The organism is Flagellimonas ochracea (genome assembly GCF_009903685.1).
In the GTDB taxonomy this organism is placed as follows: Bacteria; Bacteroidota; Bacteroidia; order Flavobacteriales; family Flavobacteriaceae; genus Flagellimonas; species Flagellimonas ochracea.
Genome location: NZ_JAAABI010000003.1, coordinates 116,833 through 131,474, shown reverse-complemented (window position 1 = coordinate 131,474; position 14,642 = coordinate 116,833). Strand labels below are relative to the sequence as shown.

General features: G+C 41.2%; 17 protein-coding genes. 6 read left to right on the top strand and 11 right to left on the bottom strand.

What is annotated here, in order from left to right; genetic code table 11:
- Positions 1 to 4 precede the first annotated feature (4 nt).
- From GTQ34_RS10645 to GTQ34_RS10625, 5 genes are read right to left on the bottom strand one after another with little or no spacing between them, the layout of a single operon-like run.
- Positions 5 to 1,468, bottom strand: coding sequence for a UDP-N-acetylmuramoyl-L-alanyl-D-glutamate--2,6-diaminopimelate ligase (locus GTQ34_RS10645; RefSeq protein WP_166523793.1), 1,464 nt, complete (start codon positions 1,466 to 1,468; stop codon positions 5 to 7).
- Positions 1,465 to 3,474, bottom strand: a complete 2,010-nt coding sequence (locus GTQ34_RS10640; protein ID WP_166523792.1) for a penicillin-binding protein — start codon at positions 3,472 to 3,474, stop codon at positions 1,465 to 1,467. Before GTQ34_RS10640 ends, GTQ34_RS10645 begins: the two co-directional genes overlap by 4 nt.
- Before the next feature lie 2 nt (positions 3,475 to 3,476).
- On the bottom strand, positions 3,477 to 3,791 hold the full coding sequence (locus tag GTQ34_RS10635) for an FtsL-like putative cell division protein (RefSeq protein ID WP_166523791.1): 315 nt from the start codon (positions 3,789 to 3,791) through the stop codon (positions 3,477 to 3,479).
- Between the two features lie 9 nt (positions 3,792 to 3,800).
- Positions 3,801 to 4,703, bottom strand: a complete 903-nt coding sequence (gene rsmH / locus GTQ34_RS10630; RefSeq protein ID WP_166523790.1) for a 16S rRNA (cytosine(1402)-N(4))-methyltransferase RsmH — start codon at positions 4,701 to 4,703, stop codon at positions 3,801 to 3,803.
- Positions 4,696 to 5,151, bottom strand: a complete 456-nt coding sequence (locus GTQ34_RS10625) for a division/cell wall cluster transcriptional repressor MraZ (protein WP_166523789.1) — start codon at positions 5,149 to 5,151, stop codon at positions 4,696 to 4,698. Before GTQ34_RS10625 ends, rsmH begins: the two co-directional genes overlap by 8 nt.
- Before the next feature lie 266 nt (positions 5,152 to 5,417).
- On the opposite strand from GTQ34_RS10625, the gene GTQ34_RS10620 reads away from it, so the two are divergent.
- The gene (locus GTQ34_RS10620; protein ID WP_166523788.1) at positions 5,418 to 6,182 is read left to right on the top strand and encodes an alpha/beta fold hydrolase; all 765 of its coding nucleotides are present in this window, start codon (positions 5,418 to 5,420) and stop codon (positions 6,180 to 6,182) included.
- 2 nt (positions 6,183 to 6,184) lie between these two features.
- A complete protein-coding gene (gene yihA, locus GTQ34_RS10615; RefSeq protein ID WP_166523787.1) occupies positions 6,185 to 6,799 on the top strand; it encodes a ribosome biogenesis GTP-binding protein YihA/YsxC in 615 nt (204 codons plus the stop codon).
- Here the strand turns inward: yihA and GTQ34_RS10610 are convergent.
- Genes GTQ34_RS10610 through gldB form a run of 4 tightly spaced genes read right to left on the bottom strand, consistent with a single transcriptional unit; the run spans position 6,796 to position 8,927 of the window.
- Entirely contained in the window at positions 6,796 to 7,218 is a 423-nt protein-coding gene (locus GTQ34_RS10610; protein WP_235915023.1) for a GTPase, read from the bottom strand. The genes yihA and GTQ34_RS10610 overlap by 4 nt on opposite strands.
- Before the next feature lie 15 nt (positions 7,219 to 7,233).
- On the bottom strand, positions 7,234 to 7,608 hold the full coding sequence (locus GTQ34_RS10605) for a hypothetical protein (protein WP_166523786.1): 375 nt from the start codon (positions 7,606 to 7,608) through the stop codon (positions 7,234 to 7,236).
- Positions 7,609 to 7,661: 53 nt separating this feature from the next.
- Entirely contained in the window at positions 7,662 to 7,994 is a 333-nt protein-coding gene (gldC, locus tag GTQ34_RS10600; protein WP_166523785.1) for a gliding motility protein GldC, read from the bottom strand.
- Positions 7,995 to 8,927, bottom strand: coding sequence for a gliding motility lipoprotein GldB (gene gldB / locus GTQ34_RS10595; protein ID WP_470299677.1), 933 nt, complete (start codon positions 8,925 to 8,927; stop codon positions 7,995 to 7,997).
- A gap of 126 nt (positions 8,928 to 9,053) precedes the next feature.
- Here gldB and nadE point away from each other — a divergent pair, with 126 nt between their 5' ends.
- Together nadE and GTQ34_RS10585 are read left to right on the top strand one after the other, a co-directional pair.
- Entirely contained in the window at positions 9,054 to 9,842 is a 789-nt protein-coding gene (nadE, locus tag GTQ34_RS10590; protein WP_166523783.1) for an NAD(+) synthase, read from the top strand.
- Between the two features lie 152 nt (positions 9,843 to 9,994).
- Positions 9,995 to 10,624: a response regulator gene (locus GTQ34_RS10585; protein ID WP_166523782.1), complete on the top strand. Its 630-nt coding sequence runs from the start codon at positions 9,995 to 9,997 to the stop codon at positions 10,622 to 10,624.
- Positions 10,625 to 10,672: 48 nt separating this feature from the next.
- On the opposite strand, the gene dnaG is transcribed toward GTQ34_RS10585, so the two are convergent.
- Positions 10,673 to 12,643, bottom strand: coding sequence for a DNA primase (gene dnaG, locus GTQ34_RS10580; protein WP_166523979.1), 1,971 nt, complete (start codon positions 12,641 to 12,643; stop codon positions 10,673 to 10,675).
- Between the two features lie 222 nt (positions 12,644 to 12,865).
- Between dnaG and GTQ34_RS10575 the strand changes: the two genes are divergently transcribed.
- Positions 12,866 to 13,057, top strand: coding sequence for a zinc-ribbon domain-containing protein (locus tag GTQ34_RS10575; RefSeq protein ID WP_235915022.1), 192 nt, complete (start codon positions 12,866 to 12,868; stop codon positions 13,055 to 13,057).
- Between the two features lie 10 nt (positions 13,058 to 13,067).
- Here GTQ34_RS10575 and GTQ34_RS10570 read toward each other — a convergent pair whose 3' ends face one another.
- The gene (locus tag GTQ34_RS10570; RefSeq protein WP_166523780.1) at positions 13,068 to 14,042 is read right to left on the bottom strand and encodes a polyprenyl synthetase family protein; all 975 of its coding nucleotides are present in this window, start codon (positions 14,040 to 14,042) and stop codon (positions 13,068 to 13,070) included.
- A 105-nt stretch (positions 14,043 to 14,147) separates the two neighbouring features.
- On the opposite strand from GTQ34_RS10570, the gene GTQ34_RS10565 reads away from it, so the two are divergent.
- Positions 14,148 to 14,642: a DOMON domain-containing protein gene (locus GTQ34_RS10565; protein ID WP_166523779.1), complete on the top strand. Its 495-nt coding sequence runs from the start codon at positions 14,148 to 14,150 to the stop codon at positions 14,640 to 14,642.

The following is a 14,642-nucleotide window of genomic DNA, read 5'->3' as shown; positions in this document are numbered from 1 at the left end:
TACGTTATTTGTTTAAGTTGTTCAAGGCTTCCTTCACTTCTTTGAAATCATCAAAATCCACCCGAACCCCATTGGTCTCCTGATATGTTTCATGGCCTTTGCCAGCAACAAGTATAATGTCGTTGGGTACTGCCAGCTTACAGGCCGTTTTAATGGCTTGTTTTCTATCTTCAATGGAAAGCACTTTATTGGAGTTTTGGGGTTCAACTCCTGCTTCCATCTCTTGAATTATTGTGCTGGGTGCTTCACCTCTTGGATTATCGGAAGTGAAAATGACCTGATTGCTCATCTCTGAAGCGATATGACCCATAACCGGACGCTTAGACTTGTCACGATCACCACCACACCCCACTACGGTGATGACGTTTTCATTTCCAGTCCTCAATGCATTGATGGTCATCAATACATTTTTCAATGCATCCGGTGTATGGGCATAATCAACAATTGCCTTAATTTTTTCTTTTGAAATGAAATATTGAAACCTGCCATCCACCGTTTCCAGTTCGCTAATGAGCCGAAGAACTTCTATTCGTTCCAAGCCCAAAATATCAGCAGTTGCATAAATGGCCAGGAGATTGTAGGCGTTAAAATCTCCAATCAGTCGGGTCCATAGTTCGTTATCATCAATCTTTAACAATTGCCCGGTAAATTGTTTTTCCAATATTTGACCCCTATAATCGGCATACGATTTTAATGCGTAGGTGATTTTCTTCGCTTTGGTATTCTGCAACATTACCAAGCCGTTCTTATCATCAATATTTACCAGAGCGAAAGCGCTTTTTGGGAGTTCATCAAACAATATTTTTTTGGTGTCCCGATACGCTGCGAAAGTCTTGTGATAATCCAAATGATCATGAGAGAGATTGGTGAATATCGCCCCAGCAAAATGTAGTCCCTTGGTCCTTTTTTGATGGATGCCATGAGAGCTCACTTCCATGAAGCAATACTCCACTCCCTCTTCATTCATTTTGGCAAGATGTTCATTAATCGTAATAACATCGGGAGTGGTATGTGTGGCCTTGTATTCCTTTTCATCAACCATCACCTTTATGGTTGAAACAAGACCCACTTTGTAACCTGCCTTCTTAAAAAGCCGATACAATAGGGTACTTACCGTGGTCTTACCATTGGTTCCAGTAATGCCCACCAGCTTAAGATTCTTGGAAGGATTATCAAAATAGTTGGACGCTATTATGGCCAGTGCACTGTTGCTATCCACCACCTTTACATAGGTTACCCCGTTAACCATAATTTCTGGAAGTTCTTCACAGACAACGGCCTTTGCCCCAGATTCCACAGCTTTTTGGATGTATTTGTGCCCATCCGTTAAAGTTCCGCGAATAGCTACGAACACATCGTCCATTTCCACTTTTCTGGAATCGAAGTGTACATGATTGACCATTACATTGGTATTTCCGCTTACCGCGGAAAGGCTTACCCCATACAATATGTCTTTCAACAACTTCATGAAAGCTCCAGTATTATTTTATCAACTTTTTTGATGTCGGCACCCTGCTCAATGGACTGTTTTATCACCTTTCCATTGCCTTGAACCTCTACTTTTAGACCCAAATTTTCCAATAGGGACACGGCATCCATCCCACTCATTCCTTTAACATTGGGAACCGTGCTGTATTTTTTTTGTGCCTGGGCGTAGTACCTTTGATACGCTCTTTCCAGGTTCTCCTGGTTATAAATTCGCTTTTCCACCTCATCGACCATAGGTGATATGGCATGAATTTTTTGGGCCATGGACTTAAACACAGGACCAGAAACATCTGCTCCATAGTACCCGACACTTTTATCGGGCTCATGAATAATCACGATACACGAGTATTTGGGATCGTCCGCTGGAAAATAGCCCACAAAAGATGAGATATAGGCCAGTTTATCCGGGTTTTTCTCTACGTAGTTTTTTTGACAAGTTCCCGTTTTGCCCGCCATGGAAAAGTTTTTGGAGTACAAGCCATGGCCGGTACCGTTTTTCTTTTCTACCACATCTTTCATCAACTGTCGCACTTTTTTCACGGTCTCGTCAGAGCATATGGAAGGGTTCAGCACCTGTCTGTCAAATTCTTTGATCACCTTGTTTCCTTCACGTACTTCCCGTATCAACCTTGGCTTGACCAACACCCCATCATTGGCAATGGCATTGTAAAATGATAATGTCTGAATTGGTGTCAATGATACTTCGTATCCGTGGGACATCCATCCCAAGGAAATTCCAGACCATCCTTTGTCTCCAGGATATCGTATTACGGGACTTCCTTCACCTATAATGGGTAAATCAAGCTTTTTGTGCAGTCCCATATTCATCAAACGGTTGACAAATTTCTCAGGCTGTTCCTTGTAGTTCTCATGAATAATTTTAGCAAAGGCGGTATTGGATGAGACCGCAAAGGCTTCGGAAACTGAAATTTTTCCATAACCTCCCCATTTGGAATCCTTCACCACACGGTCATAAATGCGATATCTTCCCTTTTCGGTATCTATCACTGTGCTGGTATCCACCACCTTGTCCTCCAGTGCGGCTACCAAAGACATCAATTTAAAAGTAGATCCCGGCTCATGGGATTCCCCAACAGCATAATTTAACTTTTCATAATATTTTCCGCTTGTGGTTCTCCCAAGATTGGAAATTGCCTTTATTTCTCCCGTTTTGGTTTCCATGACAACCACGCAGCCATGGTCGGCCTTATATTTCTCTAGTTGCGCCAGAAGTTCGTGGTGGGCAATGTCTTGAATATTGATGTCTATTGTGGATACTACATCAAGTCCATCTTGGGGTTCAACGATATTGTCCAACCCCACAGGTTTCCATTGACCTTTCGCAATTTTTTGCTTCAGGCGCTTTCCTTCTTTTCCCCTTAAATAGGCTTCGCCGAAGGCACCATCCAGCCCTACGCGGGTGTAGTATCCATTCTCATCGACCCGTTCATACCCAATACTCCGAGCGGCCATTTTTCCCAAGGGGTATTCCCTAACCACTCTATGCTTTTCAATGAATCCGCCTTTATACGGTCCCAACTCAAACAAGGGAAACTGTTTTATACGCACATAATCCAAATAATCCACGTTCCGGGCCACCAATGTGTAACGGTTGTTATTGGCCCTCGCCTTTCTAAACAATTGTCTATAATATGAAGACGGTTTGTTGAAAAGTTGAGCTAAGGAATCAGAAAGGGACGTTATGTGGTTTTGAAAGTTTTCCTCAGAAACAGTCACCGCATCAAAACGTATCTCATATTTTGGAACGGATGCTGCCAATAGGCTGCCATCGTGTGAATACAGATTTCCCCTATTGGGTTCAATTGTGAACATTTTTTCCGTTTGACTGAGCGCCAACTCCCTATAATCCTCACCTTTGATCATTTGAATGTCGACCAATTTGACCACAACGGCAATGGAAAAAACAAGAAGACCTCCTGCCACCAGGTACAGCCTATTCATAATATTTTTTTCCGTAATCGCCATTATTATTCAGATTTTACTTTTATTTTTTTTGGTGGATTTTCTGAAGGCATAACACCTCGGGAAGCAACTGCTTCTTTAAGGGTGGATTCCAGTTTTAGTTGTTGCACTTCAGACCTGCCTTCCACAAACTCACTTCTCAGTTTCCTAACTTCCTCATTGAGTTTGGCGATTTCCAAGACTTTTTTGTCCGCGTGATGACTACTAGAAATCATAAGTGCCGCCAAAAAGGAGGCAAAAAACAAAAACATCCAGTTTTTAGGAGCATCACCGCTCACCAAAAACTTTCCCTTTAAAATGTCAAGCAATCCTTTTCTCATCTTTGTTCTCTATATGCGTTCCGCAAGGCGGAGTTTTGCACTTCGTGCCCTATTGTTCTTTGCTATTTCTTCTTTAGATGGAACAATCAACCCACCAACCTTTTTTAGCGGGACATTGATATTCCCATAAAAATCCTTCTCTGGCTCTCCTTCAAAATTCCCTGCTCTTATGAAGCGTTTCACCAATCGGTCTTCCAAGGAATGATAGCTGATCAAGCTAAGCCTCCCGCCTTTTTGAAGCACTTCGGGAACTTGAGTCAAAAAATCTTTCAATGCTTCCATTTCCTGGTTCACCTCAATCCTGATTGCCTGATACACCTGTGCCAATACCTTATTTTCCTTCATCTTGGGCAAAAACGGTTGTAAAACATGCTTCAAGTGCGCTGTTGTTTTAATGGGTGATTCCCTTCTTGCATTTTCAATAGCTCTGGCAATGGCTCGCCCATTGCGCAAATCGCCATACTCAAACAAGACCTTCGCCAAATCTTCCTGCGAATAAGAATTCACCACCTCAAAGGCCGACACCTTTTGCTTGGTGTCCATCCTCATGTCCAAGTCCGCATCAAACCGAATGGAAAAACCACGTTCTGCCATGTCAAACTGATGGGACGAAACCCCAAAATCAGCCAAGATTCCATCAACTTTCTGAATGCCATAGAACTTCAAATACTGTTTCAGATATCGGAAATTCTGGTTGATCAATTGAAATCTCGGATCATCCAGTGCATTTGCCAAAGCATCTTCATCTTGGTCAAAAGCAAATAACTTCCCATCGATACCCAGTCTTTTCAATATTTCTTTGGAGTGCCCTCCACCACCGAAGGTGACATCCACGTATACTCCATTTTCCTTTACGGCCAATCCATTCACTGATTCTTTCAACAGGACTGGATTATGATAGGCACTACTCATCGTCAGCAAAAATCTCTTCCGCCAAGTCTGCATAATCCTTTTCACCTTCGGACAGTACTTTTTCGTACTTCTCTTTGTTCCAGATCTCTATTTTATCGAACACTGCATTGAGCACCACCTCTTTTTCAATTCCAGCATACGCTACCAAATTTTTTGGAATCTGGAGCCTTCCCGAATCACCGTCAATGGCAACCTCTTTCATTCCAGCCACAAAATTTCGCACGAAGGCATCATATTTTCTGTTGATTCGACTTTTTTTGAGGACTTTTTGCATCAGCACATCAAACTCGTTTTTGGGATATAGCTCTAGACATTGCTGAAAAACGGACCTTTTGATAATGAACCCGTCCTTCAAAACAGGCAACAACTGATTCTTCAGGGAAATGGGCAAGAGCACCCTCCCTTTTGAATCCGCTTTACAATCATGTTGTCCTATGATATGGGTCACTAGAAATCAATTGGTTACTTATTACAACTCAAATATATATATTTTATTTCCACATTTCTCCACTAAAAACCACTTTTGTTAATAAATTCGCCACTTTTTGGATGAATAACAAGAATTTTAGGACAAAAACAATTTTGAATATGCAATAAGTGGATATTGATTTGGTTTAGAGGATATGCAAAAAATTGGTTTCATCATGGTAATTCATAGAAATCTGTGTGATATGAAATGCCTATATTTGCGCTCTTAGGACCAACTAACTATTGATGGAAAATCACATTATTGAGGACGGTAAATACCGATATATTGAGATAGGTGATGGCACACCCATGATTATTCTACATGGTCTTATGGGTGGGTTGAGCAACTTTCAAGGAGTATCTGAATACTTCCCTTCAAAAGGGTATAAAGTGTTGATTCCGGAACTGCCCATTTATGACATGCCCATGCTCAAGACAACGGTAAAGAATTTTGCCAAGTTCTTGGAAGGGTTTATTGAATTCAAAGGATTAAAAGATGTGATTCTTTTGGGAAATTCCCTTGGAGGCCATATCGGATTGCTTCATACCAAAATGTTTCCTGAAATGGTCAAGGCCCTCGTGATCACTGGTAGTTCGGGATTGTATGAAAGCGCCATGGGCGACGGTTATCCAAAACGTGGTGATTACGAATTCATTAAAAAGAAAGCACAGGACGTTTTTTACGACCCTGCGGTAGCTACCAAGGAAATAGTGGATGAGGTTTTTGCCACTGTGAACGACCGCATGAAATTGGTGAAGACATTGGCCATTGCCAAAAGTGCCATTAGGCATAATATGTCCAAAGATCTACCACACATGCACACCCCTACGTGTATTATTTGGGGAGAAAACGATACGGTAACCCCACCTAACGTGGCCAAGGAATTTCATGAGCTCTTGCCGGATTCAGACCTGTTCTGGATATCAAAATGTGGACATGCACCCATGATGGAACACCCAGAGGAATTCAATGTGATATTGGAGGCCTGGTTGGCCAAACGCAACTTCTAACCATGAAAATAACTTCGGCGGAATTTGTAATGAGCAATTCCAATGTGGCCCATTGCCCCAATGAGCCATTGCCCGAGTATGCCTTTATAGGACGTTCCAACGTGGGAAAATCATCCCTGATCAACATGTTGACGGGGCGAAAAAGTCTGGCCAAAACTTCAGGAAGACCTGGCAAAACCCAATTGATCAATCATTTCAAAATTAATGGAAATTGGTTTTTAGTGGATTTACCGGGATACGGGTACGCCAAGGTTTCCAAAAAGGACAAAAAGATTTTTCAAAAATACATTACGGAGTATTTTGAAAAAAGAAAGCAACTGGTCTGCGGATTTGTTTTGGTGGATGTTCGTCATGAACCGCAACCCATTGACTTGGAGTTCATGGATTGGTTAGGAGAAAATCAGATTCCTTTCGCCATTATTTTTACGAAGGCGGACAAAATTAAACCTTCCGATTTGGACCAAAAGGTAAAAGACTATCTTCAGCAATTGTTGGACGGTTCATGGGAGGAGACGCCACCTTATTTTGTTACCTCCTCTGCGAAGCATATTGGACGGGAAGAATTATTGAGTTATATAGATGGCATAAACCAAGATTATTTTAAAGCCACTTCTTAACGGGCCCGTTGGTTTATAAGTCCCTTCAACTCTTTAGATGTTGTCAACGCATTCAATTCTTGGGTGGAGATAAAAAGCTCCAATTCGTTTTTTCCTTGAACAAGAACTACTGGAAAAGTGAATTTGTGTCCAAACTTACTGGCATATTTTTTTTGGAATTCATCTCTGTGCAGAAACTCCATCTTGTGGTCGCTCTCTTGACGGAATTTCTTCCATACTTGATTTTCACCCACAAGCCCAAATGTGATATTGCACAGACTGCATTCGTATGTTGATGGACTGAACACTTTGTGCATGCTGTCCAACAATGCATTTTTGGCACCCGAATTGGCATTGTAAACAAAAATAAGGGATAACGAATCCTCCTTACTCACGCCATTTTGATGCGCTTTGGTCTTGGGCTTTTTAGAAACTCTCAAATTGTTGGGGAATAATTAAATGCGTATGGGTTCCTTATTCGTAAGATTGACCTCATTCAAAAGGTCATCGGTGAACTTTAAATGGCCCTTGGTGGTAATAATCTTAAAACTGTTGGATTTTAAACGGGCAACGGTATCCAGTAACAACCACTTCGATTTCAGCAACTTGGGTTTTTTGGTCTTTAGACTAATGTCAAAAAAGTACTTTCTGCCATTTTTGGTGGCAGAAATGTCCGCTGCGACCTGAACATCACCTGATTTTGTTCGAAATGATTTAGGGCGTTCATGTCCGGACAGATCTACTTTTATGTTGTCAAACCCTCTTCCTTCGAGATATTCTACCGACTTTTTTAAAAATGCTTTGTTTTCCTTCTTTTCTTCTCCTATCATAGTCTATAAAATAAGAAAAAAAAGGAGACTGGCAAATTCTTATGAAACAAACACTATTTCAACTCCAGCTTTTCTGCAAAGTATTCGCAGAAGTCCTTCATGGTAGCCGTCATCTTTTCGTCTTGGGTAGCCTTATAAAAAGTATCCGCCATCGTGACCAGGGTTTGATGAAAAAAGATTTTCATTTCTTCAACGGGCATATCCTTGGTCCAAAGGTCAATTTTAAGAGACTCCTTGTTTTTACTATCCCAGACGGACAACAGAAGGGCTTTGGCCTCTTCACTGTTAATTCCTCCGTCTTCGGCCGACCAGGTCAGTTCTTCTGGCACGCGGTTTTCATCCAATCCCACTTTCAATTTTATCTCTGAAGTATGTACAACAGCCATCTATTTTCTTGGTTTATAGTTTGATTCTTGCAAAATTTCCGCAGCGGGCATATCTAAAAGCCGTTGCAATCCAATATTATTTTTATCCATAAAGGCCCTAACAACCTGCCAGCCCATATACCTGCCCAATCTGCCGGGCGACTCATTGTCCAAGGCCAGACGGAACTTTGAGAAAGGTGCTGGATCCAAAAACCGTCTGTCCAGTTCCGAATCGGTGCTGTAGAGCAATTCGCGCTCAACAAAATAGCGCCAAATCTGCTCCTCATTGGCCCTGGCCCACTCCATTTCTTCTTCGGAATATCCAATTTTTTGGGCATCGGACAGCAGCGGAAGCAATTTATCCTTTAGGTACAATTCTTTGCCATAATAAATCATTCGAGACAAAAAGGTGCGATTGTTTGGGAGGCGAAGCACCTTTTTCGAAAAGGCACTTGCGATATCAGAGGTAAGATATCCTTTGTCAAGTCCAGAAGCAATATATCGCTGCAACCCTTGGTAAAATCGATGGTCCTTTCCCAAATAATTATCCAAACCTATCAATAATAAGGTATCGGTCAATATGATACGGTCTTTGTAACGCACATCGGAGGTCAATGTAATCACTTTGGGCACCTCAAAATTTGGAAAATAATAGGCTGTGTGTTGAAACAGGGACTTTAAATCCTCGGTTTCTTGATCAAAATCACCAAATGTTTGCTCCACTTCTTCAGAGAGTTCCTGTTGAAGGGTATCGGATAATTTCGCAATCCAAACACTGTCAGGAAACTGGTCTGGAAAAAGATAGGGATACTTTTTTTTAAGCTGCGGGATCTCCTTAGGAGAAGCTTTTGCAAATTCACGGTCAAATCGAAGAATTTGCAAGTCAATTTGGGTTTTTGAAATGGTGTCTTCGGTCTTATCCGCTTCTTTACAGCTCATCATAAAGCAACACATCACACAAAAAGCAAAACCAACCAGTACACTTAAATTAAAGTATTTGGACAACCTCTTTATTATTAGCATGACAGCGTTTAAATTTACAGGGCACAAAGGTAATTTATTGAATCTAAAAAGAGATATATGCAAACGGAAAAGGTAATCACCCATATTGTGGATTGGTTAAAAAACTATGCTCAAAAAGCAAATTGTGATGGATTTGTCGTTGGCGTTTCTGGGGGAATTGATTCTGCCGTGACCTCCACGCTGTGCGCCAAAACAAATCTAAATCTTCTATGTGTTGAAATGCCCATACACCAAGGCAAGAACCAAGTGACCCGTGCAGACAGGCATATTGAATGGTTGATGGAAAATTTTCCAAATGTAAACAGACAGCCTGTGAACCTAACGCCCGTTTTTGACAGTTTGGTGGCTTCCCTACCCAAAGTGGAAAATGAAGAGGACCGACACATGTCGCTTGCCAATACACGGGCTCGACTGCGCATGACCACACTGTATTACTTTGCTGCGCTAAAAGGATATTTGGTAGCGGGGACCGGCAACAAAGTTGAAGACTTTGGAATAGGGTTTTACACAAAATATGGCGATGGCGGCGTGGACCTTAGCCCAATTGCGGATTTGCTCAAGACAGAAGTATATGAACTCGGAAGGGTTTTGGGTGTAAATGAGGATATTATGACTGCTCCACCAACGGATGGGCTTTGGGGGGATAGCAGGACTGACGAAGACCAAATTGGAGCCTCGTATCCAGAACTGGAATGGGCCATGAAAATGGACAATATAGGCAAGACTTCGGATGAGTTTACAGGCAGGGAAAAAACGGTGTTTGATATTTATAAAAGATACAACACAAACAACAAGCATAAGATGATTCCTATACCTATTTGCGAAATTCCTGCACACTTAAAGTAGCTTTTTGACGGAAAAACCCCTGATTAAAACGAAAAAAACCCCAAAAAAACTAAGGTTTTAAGAAAAAAATTACAAATTTACGACCCTAAATCGCTATCTTGCTTGCCATCTTTATGTAAGTAAATAAGTACTAAAACCAAATAAATAGGCGAATGATAAAAGTTTTAATTGCTGACAACCATCCCATAGTTCGACTAGGAATAAAGCAGGTACTCGAATCCAGTTCAGAAATGGAAATTATTGCAGATGTTTCCACCACTACGGAACTGTTCGAGGTCCTTGAAAAAGTTACCCCCGACGTAGTGATTCTTGAAATGGACATTCCAGAAATTAATGGTATTGCCACATTGCGGAAGTTAAAACAGGAATTCCCAAACATTAAAACCTTGATGTTCAGCGGACAGTCTGAAGATGTTTATGCCCTGAGCACCATTCGTGCCGGAGCCTACGGATACTTGTCTAAAAGTTCCGATTTGGATTACATTGTTTCTGCCGTAAAAAAGGTAAGTACAGGCAATATGTTCATCACCAACGAACTTGCCCAACGCCTTGCTTTTGATGAAGGCACACAGAAACCAAGAAGGTTCTTTAGAAAACTCTCTTCGAGAGAGGTAGAGGTATTGAAACTTTTGGCCAGTGGCAAAAGAAACAAGGAAGTGGCAGAGGGTCTCAACCTAAATGAAAAAACGGTCAGCACCTACAAAGCCCGTTTAATGAAAAAATTAAACGTTGATAATTTGGTGGACCTGTTGCAACAAGCCAAGGCTTTGGAACTATATTAGCACTTACATCCTTTACAATTAGAATCCTGGGCAATCCCTAGGATTTTTTTATGAAAGCACACGATTAAGCTTAGCGTTCAGCAGTTTGTTCAATTGAAGGTAATTGACGATTTCTTCCAAAACTTCCGAGTTGTCCCCATTCTGGCCTTCGGTGTTTTGTTGCAATTTTTTAATCCGATTTTTTATCAAGTTACAACGCAACGTTAGTATGGTTTCATCTACCAATTGGGCCACACCATGTTGTTTTTCCTTGGGGTAGATATCCTTACGTTCCCAATTGTGAAGCACGTATTGCTCCTCTTCCATTAAAATGGAAGACACCTCAGGAACAATCTTTTGGTCCAATTTGGACAAAAAAGCATTTATCGAAAACTCTTCGTTCTCATTTAAGTCTTCTATCAAAGTATAATAGATTGTCCGGAACTGTTCGTTGGTCAACTCAATTTCATCTTCCTGAAGGTCCAGATACACTTTTTCATACACCTTCGCCTCAACAATCTCAGGCTCCAAGACCAACTCACCCTCTTCATTTTCTTTAAGTACCAAATCCTCAAATTCCTGTTTTTGGTTGCCGTATAGAAGAAGCATCTCAATAATTTTTCGCTCCATCTCATATTGCACATCTACCTTTTCAACCGGATCAGGCTTGACAACTTCAAACGCCTTTTGCTTCTGTTTTTTAATTTTTTGGGCATTGGCAAATTCTTTTTTGTCTATTTGGGCCAACGTATTATAGAGCACCTCTTCAGAAATATCCATCATTTTGGCACATTCCTGAATATAGATTTCCTTTTTTATCCGATCTGGGATCTTGCTGATGCTATTTACAATATCCCTAACCGTGTCTGCTCTTTTAATGGGGTCGTTTGCCGCCTCCTTTGCAAGTAACGAAGTTTTAAATTGAATGAAATCTTTGGAGTTTTCTTCCAAATACAGCACCAAGTCCTCGTAGGAATTGTTTTTGGCAAAACTGTCTGGATCCTCACCTTCAGGAAAAGTACAGACCTTAACGTTCATTCCTTGTTCCAGAATCAGGTCGATTCCTCTCAGGGAAGCGCGTAAACCCGCAGCATCGCCATCAAAAAGCACGGTAATGTTATTCGTTAGCCGATTGATCAACCGAATCTGTTCAGGAGTCAATGCCGTTCCACTGGAAGCCACCACATTTTCCACCCCACTTTGATTCATTTGAATAACGTCGGTGTACCCTTCCACCAAATAGCAATTGTCTTCTTTGGCAATGGCCTGCTTGGCAAAATAAATGCCATACAGCACCTTACTTTTATGATAGATCTCACTTTCAGGGGAATTGAGGTACTTGGCCGCCTTTTTATCGTTGGTCAAAATACGACCTCCAAAACCCAACACCCTGCCACTCATGGAGTGGATGGGAAACATGACCCGTCCTTTGAATCGGTCGAACTGCCTGTTAGCTCCGCCTGCTTGTTCTTTTACAATAGTCAATCCCGTTTTTTCCAGAAACTCCAGTTGGTATCCTTCCCCCAAAGCGTTTTGGGTAAAAGCTTCCCATTGATCCAGACTGTAGCCCAGCCCAAACTTTTTTATGGTCTCATCGGTAAAACCACGTTCTTTAAAATAGGTAAGTCCAATTGCCTTTCCTGGTTCAGTTGTCCATAGGGTTTTTGAGAAATACTTTTGCGCATACTCCGACACCAAATACATGCTCTCCCGCTCATTGGCTTTCTCCTTATCTTCATTGGTCTGTTCGGTTTCCTCTACTTCAATATTGTATTTTTTGGCCAGATACTTTATCGCTTCAGGGTAGGTAAAATGTTCGTGCTCCATCAAAAAGGCCACAACATTGCCTCCCTTACCGCTGCTGAAATCTTTCCAAATCTGCTTTACTGGGGACACCATAAAGCTGGGGGTCCGCTCGTCGGTAAAAGGACTTAATCCTTTAAAGTTGGAACCGGATTTTTTCAATTGGACAAAGTCACCAATAACCTCCTCTACTCTGGCGGTTTCGTATACTTGGTCTATGGTATTCTTGGTAATCAACGGCAATTCTTTCTATAAGTCTTTAAAGGTAATTAAAAACAAAATTTTTGAACGGACATTTTCGTTAGATCATAAAGGCATTTCTTCATATTTGGAACCGGTTCCAAAAAGTGTGTGTTTGAGTCACTATTGAAAAGATGACCCAAATGGGATATCTTTATGTTTCAACACTTCAAAATGATTCTCTTTTTCGGAACAAGGCCGGGCAAAAAAGAAAGCAAAATGCTAAAAAGGGTAGCCTGTCCCCATTGCAACCAAACGGGCACCATGACCGTTGTGTCCCAACCTAACTATGCTCATCTGTTTTGGATTCCAATCTTTACGATCAAAACGGAACAATTTGCAGAGTGTTCCCACTGCAAACGGGTTTTTTATAAAGAAGAATTCACCAAAGAAATGGAACAGGCCATGTAACCAAGGGCATTTACTTTTCACGGTCTACCACATAATTGACCATCAAAGTCAATGCACTTTTGTATTCAGAATCGGGGTAGCTGTCCAATAAGCCCAAAGCCTCATCCTTGAATTCCAACATTTTGGATACGGCGTACTCCAGTCCACCTTTTTCTTTTACATAGGCAATCACTTCCTTTACCCTTTTCTTATTCTTATTATGATTTTTAATGGAATTGATCAACCAGCGTTTTTTGTCTTTTTCGCTGTTGTTGAGCGCATAAATAAGGGGAAGGGTCATTTTTTGCTCTTTGATATCAATTCCCGTAGGTTTTCCAATTTTTTCGGTGCCATAATCAAAAAGGTCATCCTTAATCTGAAAGGCCATACCGCATAACTCTCCAAATCTTCTAAAAGTTTCCACTTCTTCAGATTCAGGTTTTACAGAGCAAGCTCCCATGCTGCAACAGGCTGCTATTAATGTAGCTGTCTTTTGTCGGATTATATCATAGTAGACTTCTTCCGTGATATCCAAAAGGCGTGCCTTCTCAATTTGGAGCAGCTCACCCTCGCTCATGTCGCGTACCGCATTGGAAATAATATGCAACAAATCGTAATCCTTGTTTTCCAAAGCTACCAATACGCCTTTGGAGAACAGAAAATCGCCCACTAGAACCGCTATCTTATTTTTCCAAAGTGCATTGATGGAGAAGAAACCTCTTCGTTTGTGGCTGTCATCCACCACGTCATCATGCACCAGACTGGCCGTGTGAATCAATTCTATAATCGAGGCACCGCAATAGGTTCTTTCGTTTACCTCCCCATTTAACAATTTGGCCGTGAGAAACACAAACATGGGACGCATTTGTTTCCCTTTTCGGTTGACAATGTAATACGTTATCCTATTGAACAGCGCGACTTTGGAAGACATGGATTTATGGAACTTTTCCTCAAAAAGCTCCATTTCCTGGTCTATCGGTTCCCTAATTTGAGATACAATCTTCATCGCGGTTTCAAAGATACTTATACCAATGTTTTTAACTAGGTGTTAAGAGCAAAATAATATGGTAAGGCTTAGCTTAGTTCTTGACAATCAAAAAATCGAAACAACATGGTGAACCTCAATATCATACCTTTTCCATTTTTTATTTTCTTAGTGTCCAATTGCTACGCACAAGAAATACAGGTGGAACGCATGAAAGTTTCATGGCAACATCATGATGAAGTCGTGAGTTTTACTGCCTCAGCTCCAGATGATGGATGGGTGGCTCTGGGATTTAATTCTAAAGACGATATCGTTGGCAGTAATTTAATCATGGTCGGAGTGACCGGTTCTAAAGTAACTGCAGAAGACTTCTATGTAGTCAGTGCCGGCAACCCACAACCTGTAAAAAGCTTGAATTCTGAATCCCAGATAATAAATTCTTCAGGTTCGGAAGAAAATGGAATCACAACGGTTACCTTTTCCATACCCATTAAGGCTTTTGATGATTATCATTTTGATTTGACCAAAGGAAGAAAACTTTGGTTAATCTGTGCTTACAGTATGGAAGATGAATTCGACCATCATTCGCGAATGCGGAAGCATGTAGAAATCACTTTATAA

Excerpts from the sequence above, each read along its gene's own strand:
- nadE (WP_166523783.1), top strand. The coding sequence starts at position 9,054 with ATGCAAACGGAAAAGGTAATCACCCATATTGTGGATTGGTTAAAAAAC.
- GTQ34_RS10565 (WP_166523779.1), top strand. The coding sequence starts at position 14,148 with ATGGTGAACCTCAATATCATACCTTTTCCATTTTTTATTTTCTTAGTG.
- rsmH (WP_166523790.1), bottom strand. The coding sequence starts at position 4,703 with ATGAGTAGTGCCTATCATAATCCAGTCCTGTTGAAAGAATCAGTGAAT.
- GTQ34_RS10645 (WP_166523793.1), bottom strand. The coding sequence starts at position 1,468 with ATGAAGTTGTTGAAAGACATATTGTATGGGGTAAGCCTTTCCGCGGTA.
- GTQ34_RS10635 (WP_166523791.1), bottom strand. The coding sequence starts at position 3,791 with ATGAGAAAAGGATTGCTTGACATTTTAAAGGGAAAGTTTTTGGTGAGC.
- GTQ34_RS10620 (WP_166523788.1), top strand. The coding sequence starts at position 5,418 with ATGGAAAATCACATTATTGAGGACGGTAAATACCGATATATTGAGATA.
- GTQ34_RS10570 (WP_166523780.1), bottom strand. The coding sequence starts at position 14,042 with ATGAAGATTGTATCTCAAATTAGGGAACCGATAGACCAGGAAATGGAG.
- gldC (WP_166523785.1), bottom strand. The coding sequence starts at position 7,994 with ATGGCTGTTGTACATACTTCAGAGATAAAATTGAAAGTGGGATTGGAT.
- GTQ34_RS10605 (WP_166523786.1), bottom strand. The coding sequence starts at position 7,608 with ATGATAGGAGAAGAAAAGAAGGAAAACAAAGCATTTTTAAAAAAGTCG.
- gldB (WP_470299677.1), bottom strand. The coding sequence starts at position 8,927 with ATGTGTTGCTTTATGATGAGCTGTAAAGAAGCGGATAAGACCGAAGAC.
- yihA (WP_166523787.1), top strand. The coding sequence starts at position 6,185 with ATGAAAATAACTTCGGCGGAATTTGTAATGAGCAATTCCAATGTGGCC.
- GTQ34_RS10640 (WP_166523792.1), bottom strand. The coding sequence starts at position 3,474 with ATGGCGATTACGGAAAAAAATATTATGAATAGGCTGTACCTGGTGGCA.
- GTQ34_RS10585 (WP_166523782.1), top strand. The coding sequence starts at position 9,995 with ATGATAAAAGTTTTAATTGCTGACAACCATCCCATAGTTCGACTAGGA.
- GTQ34_RS10575 (WP_235915022.1), top strand. The coding sequence starts at position 12,866 with ATGCTAAAAAGGGTAGCCTGTCCCCATTGCAACCAAACGGGCACCATG.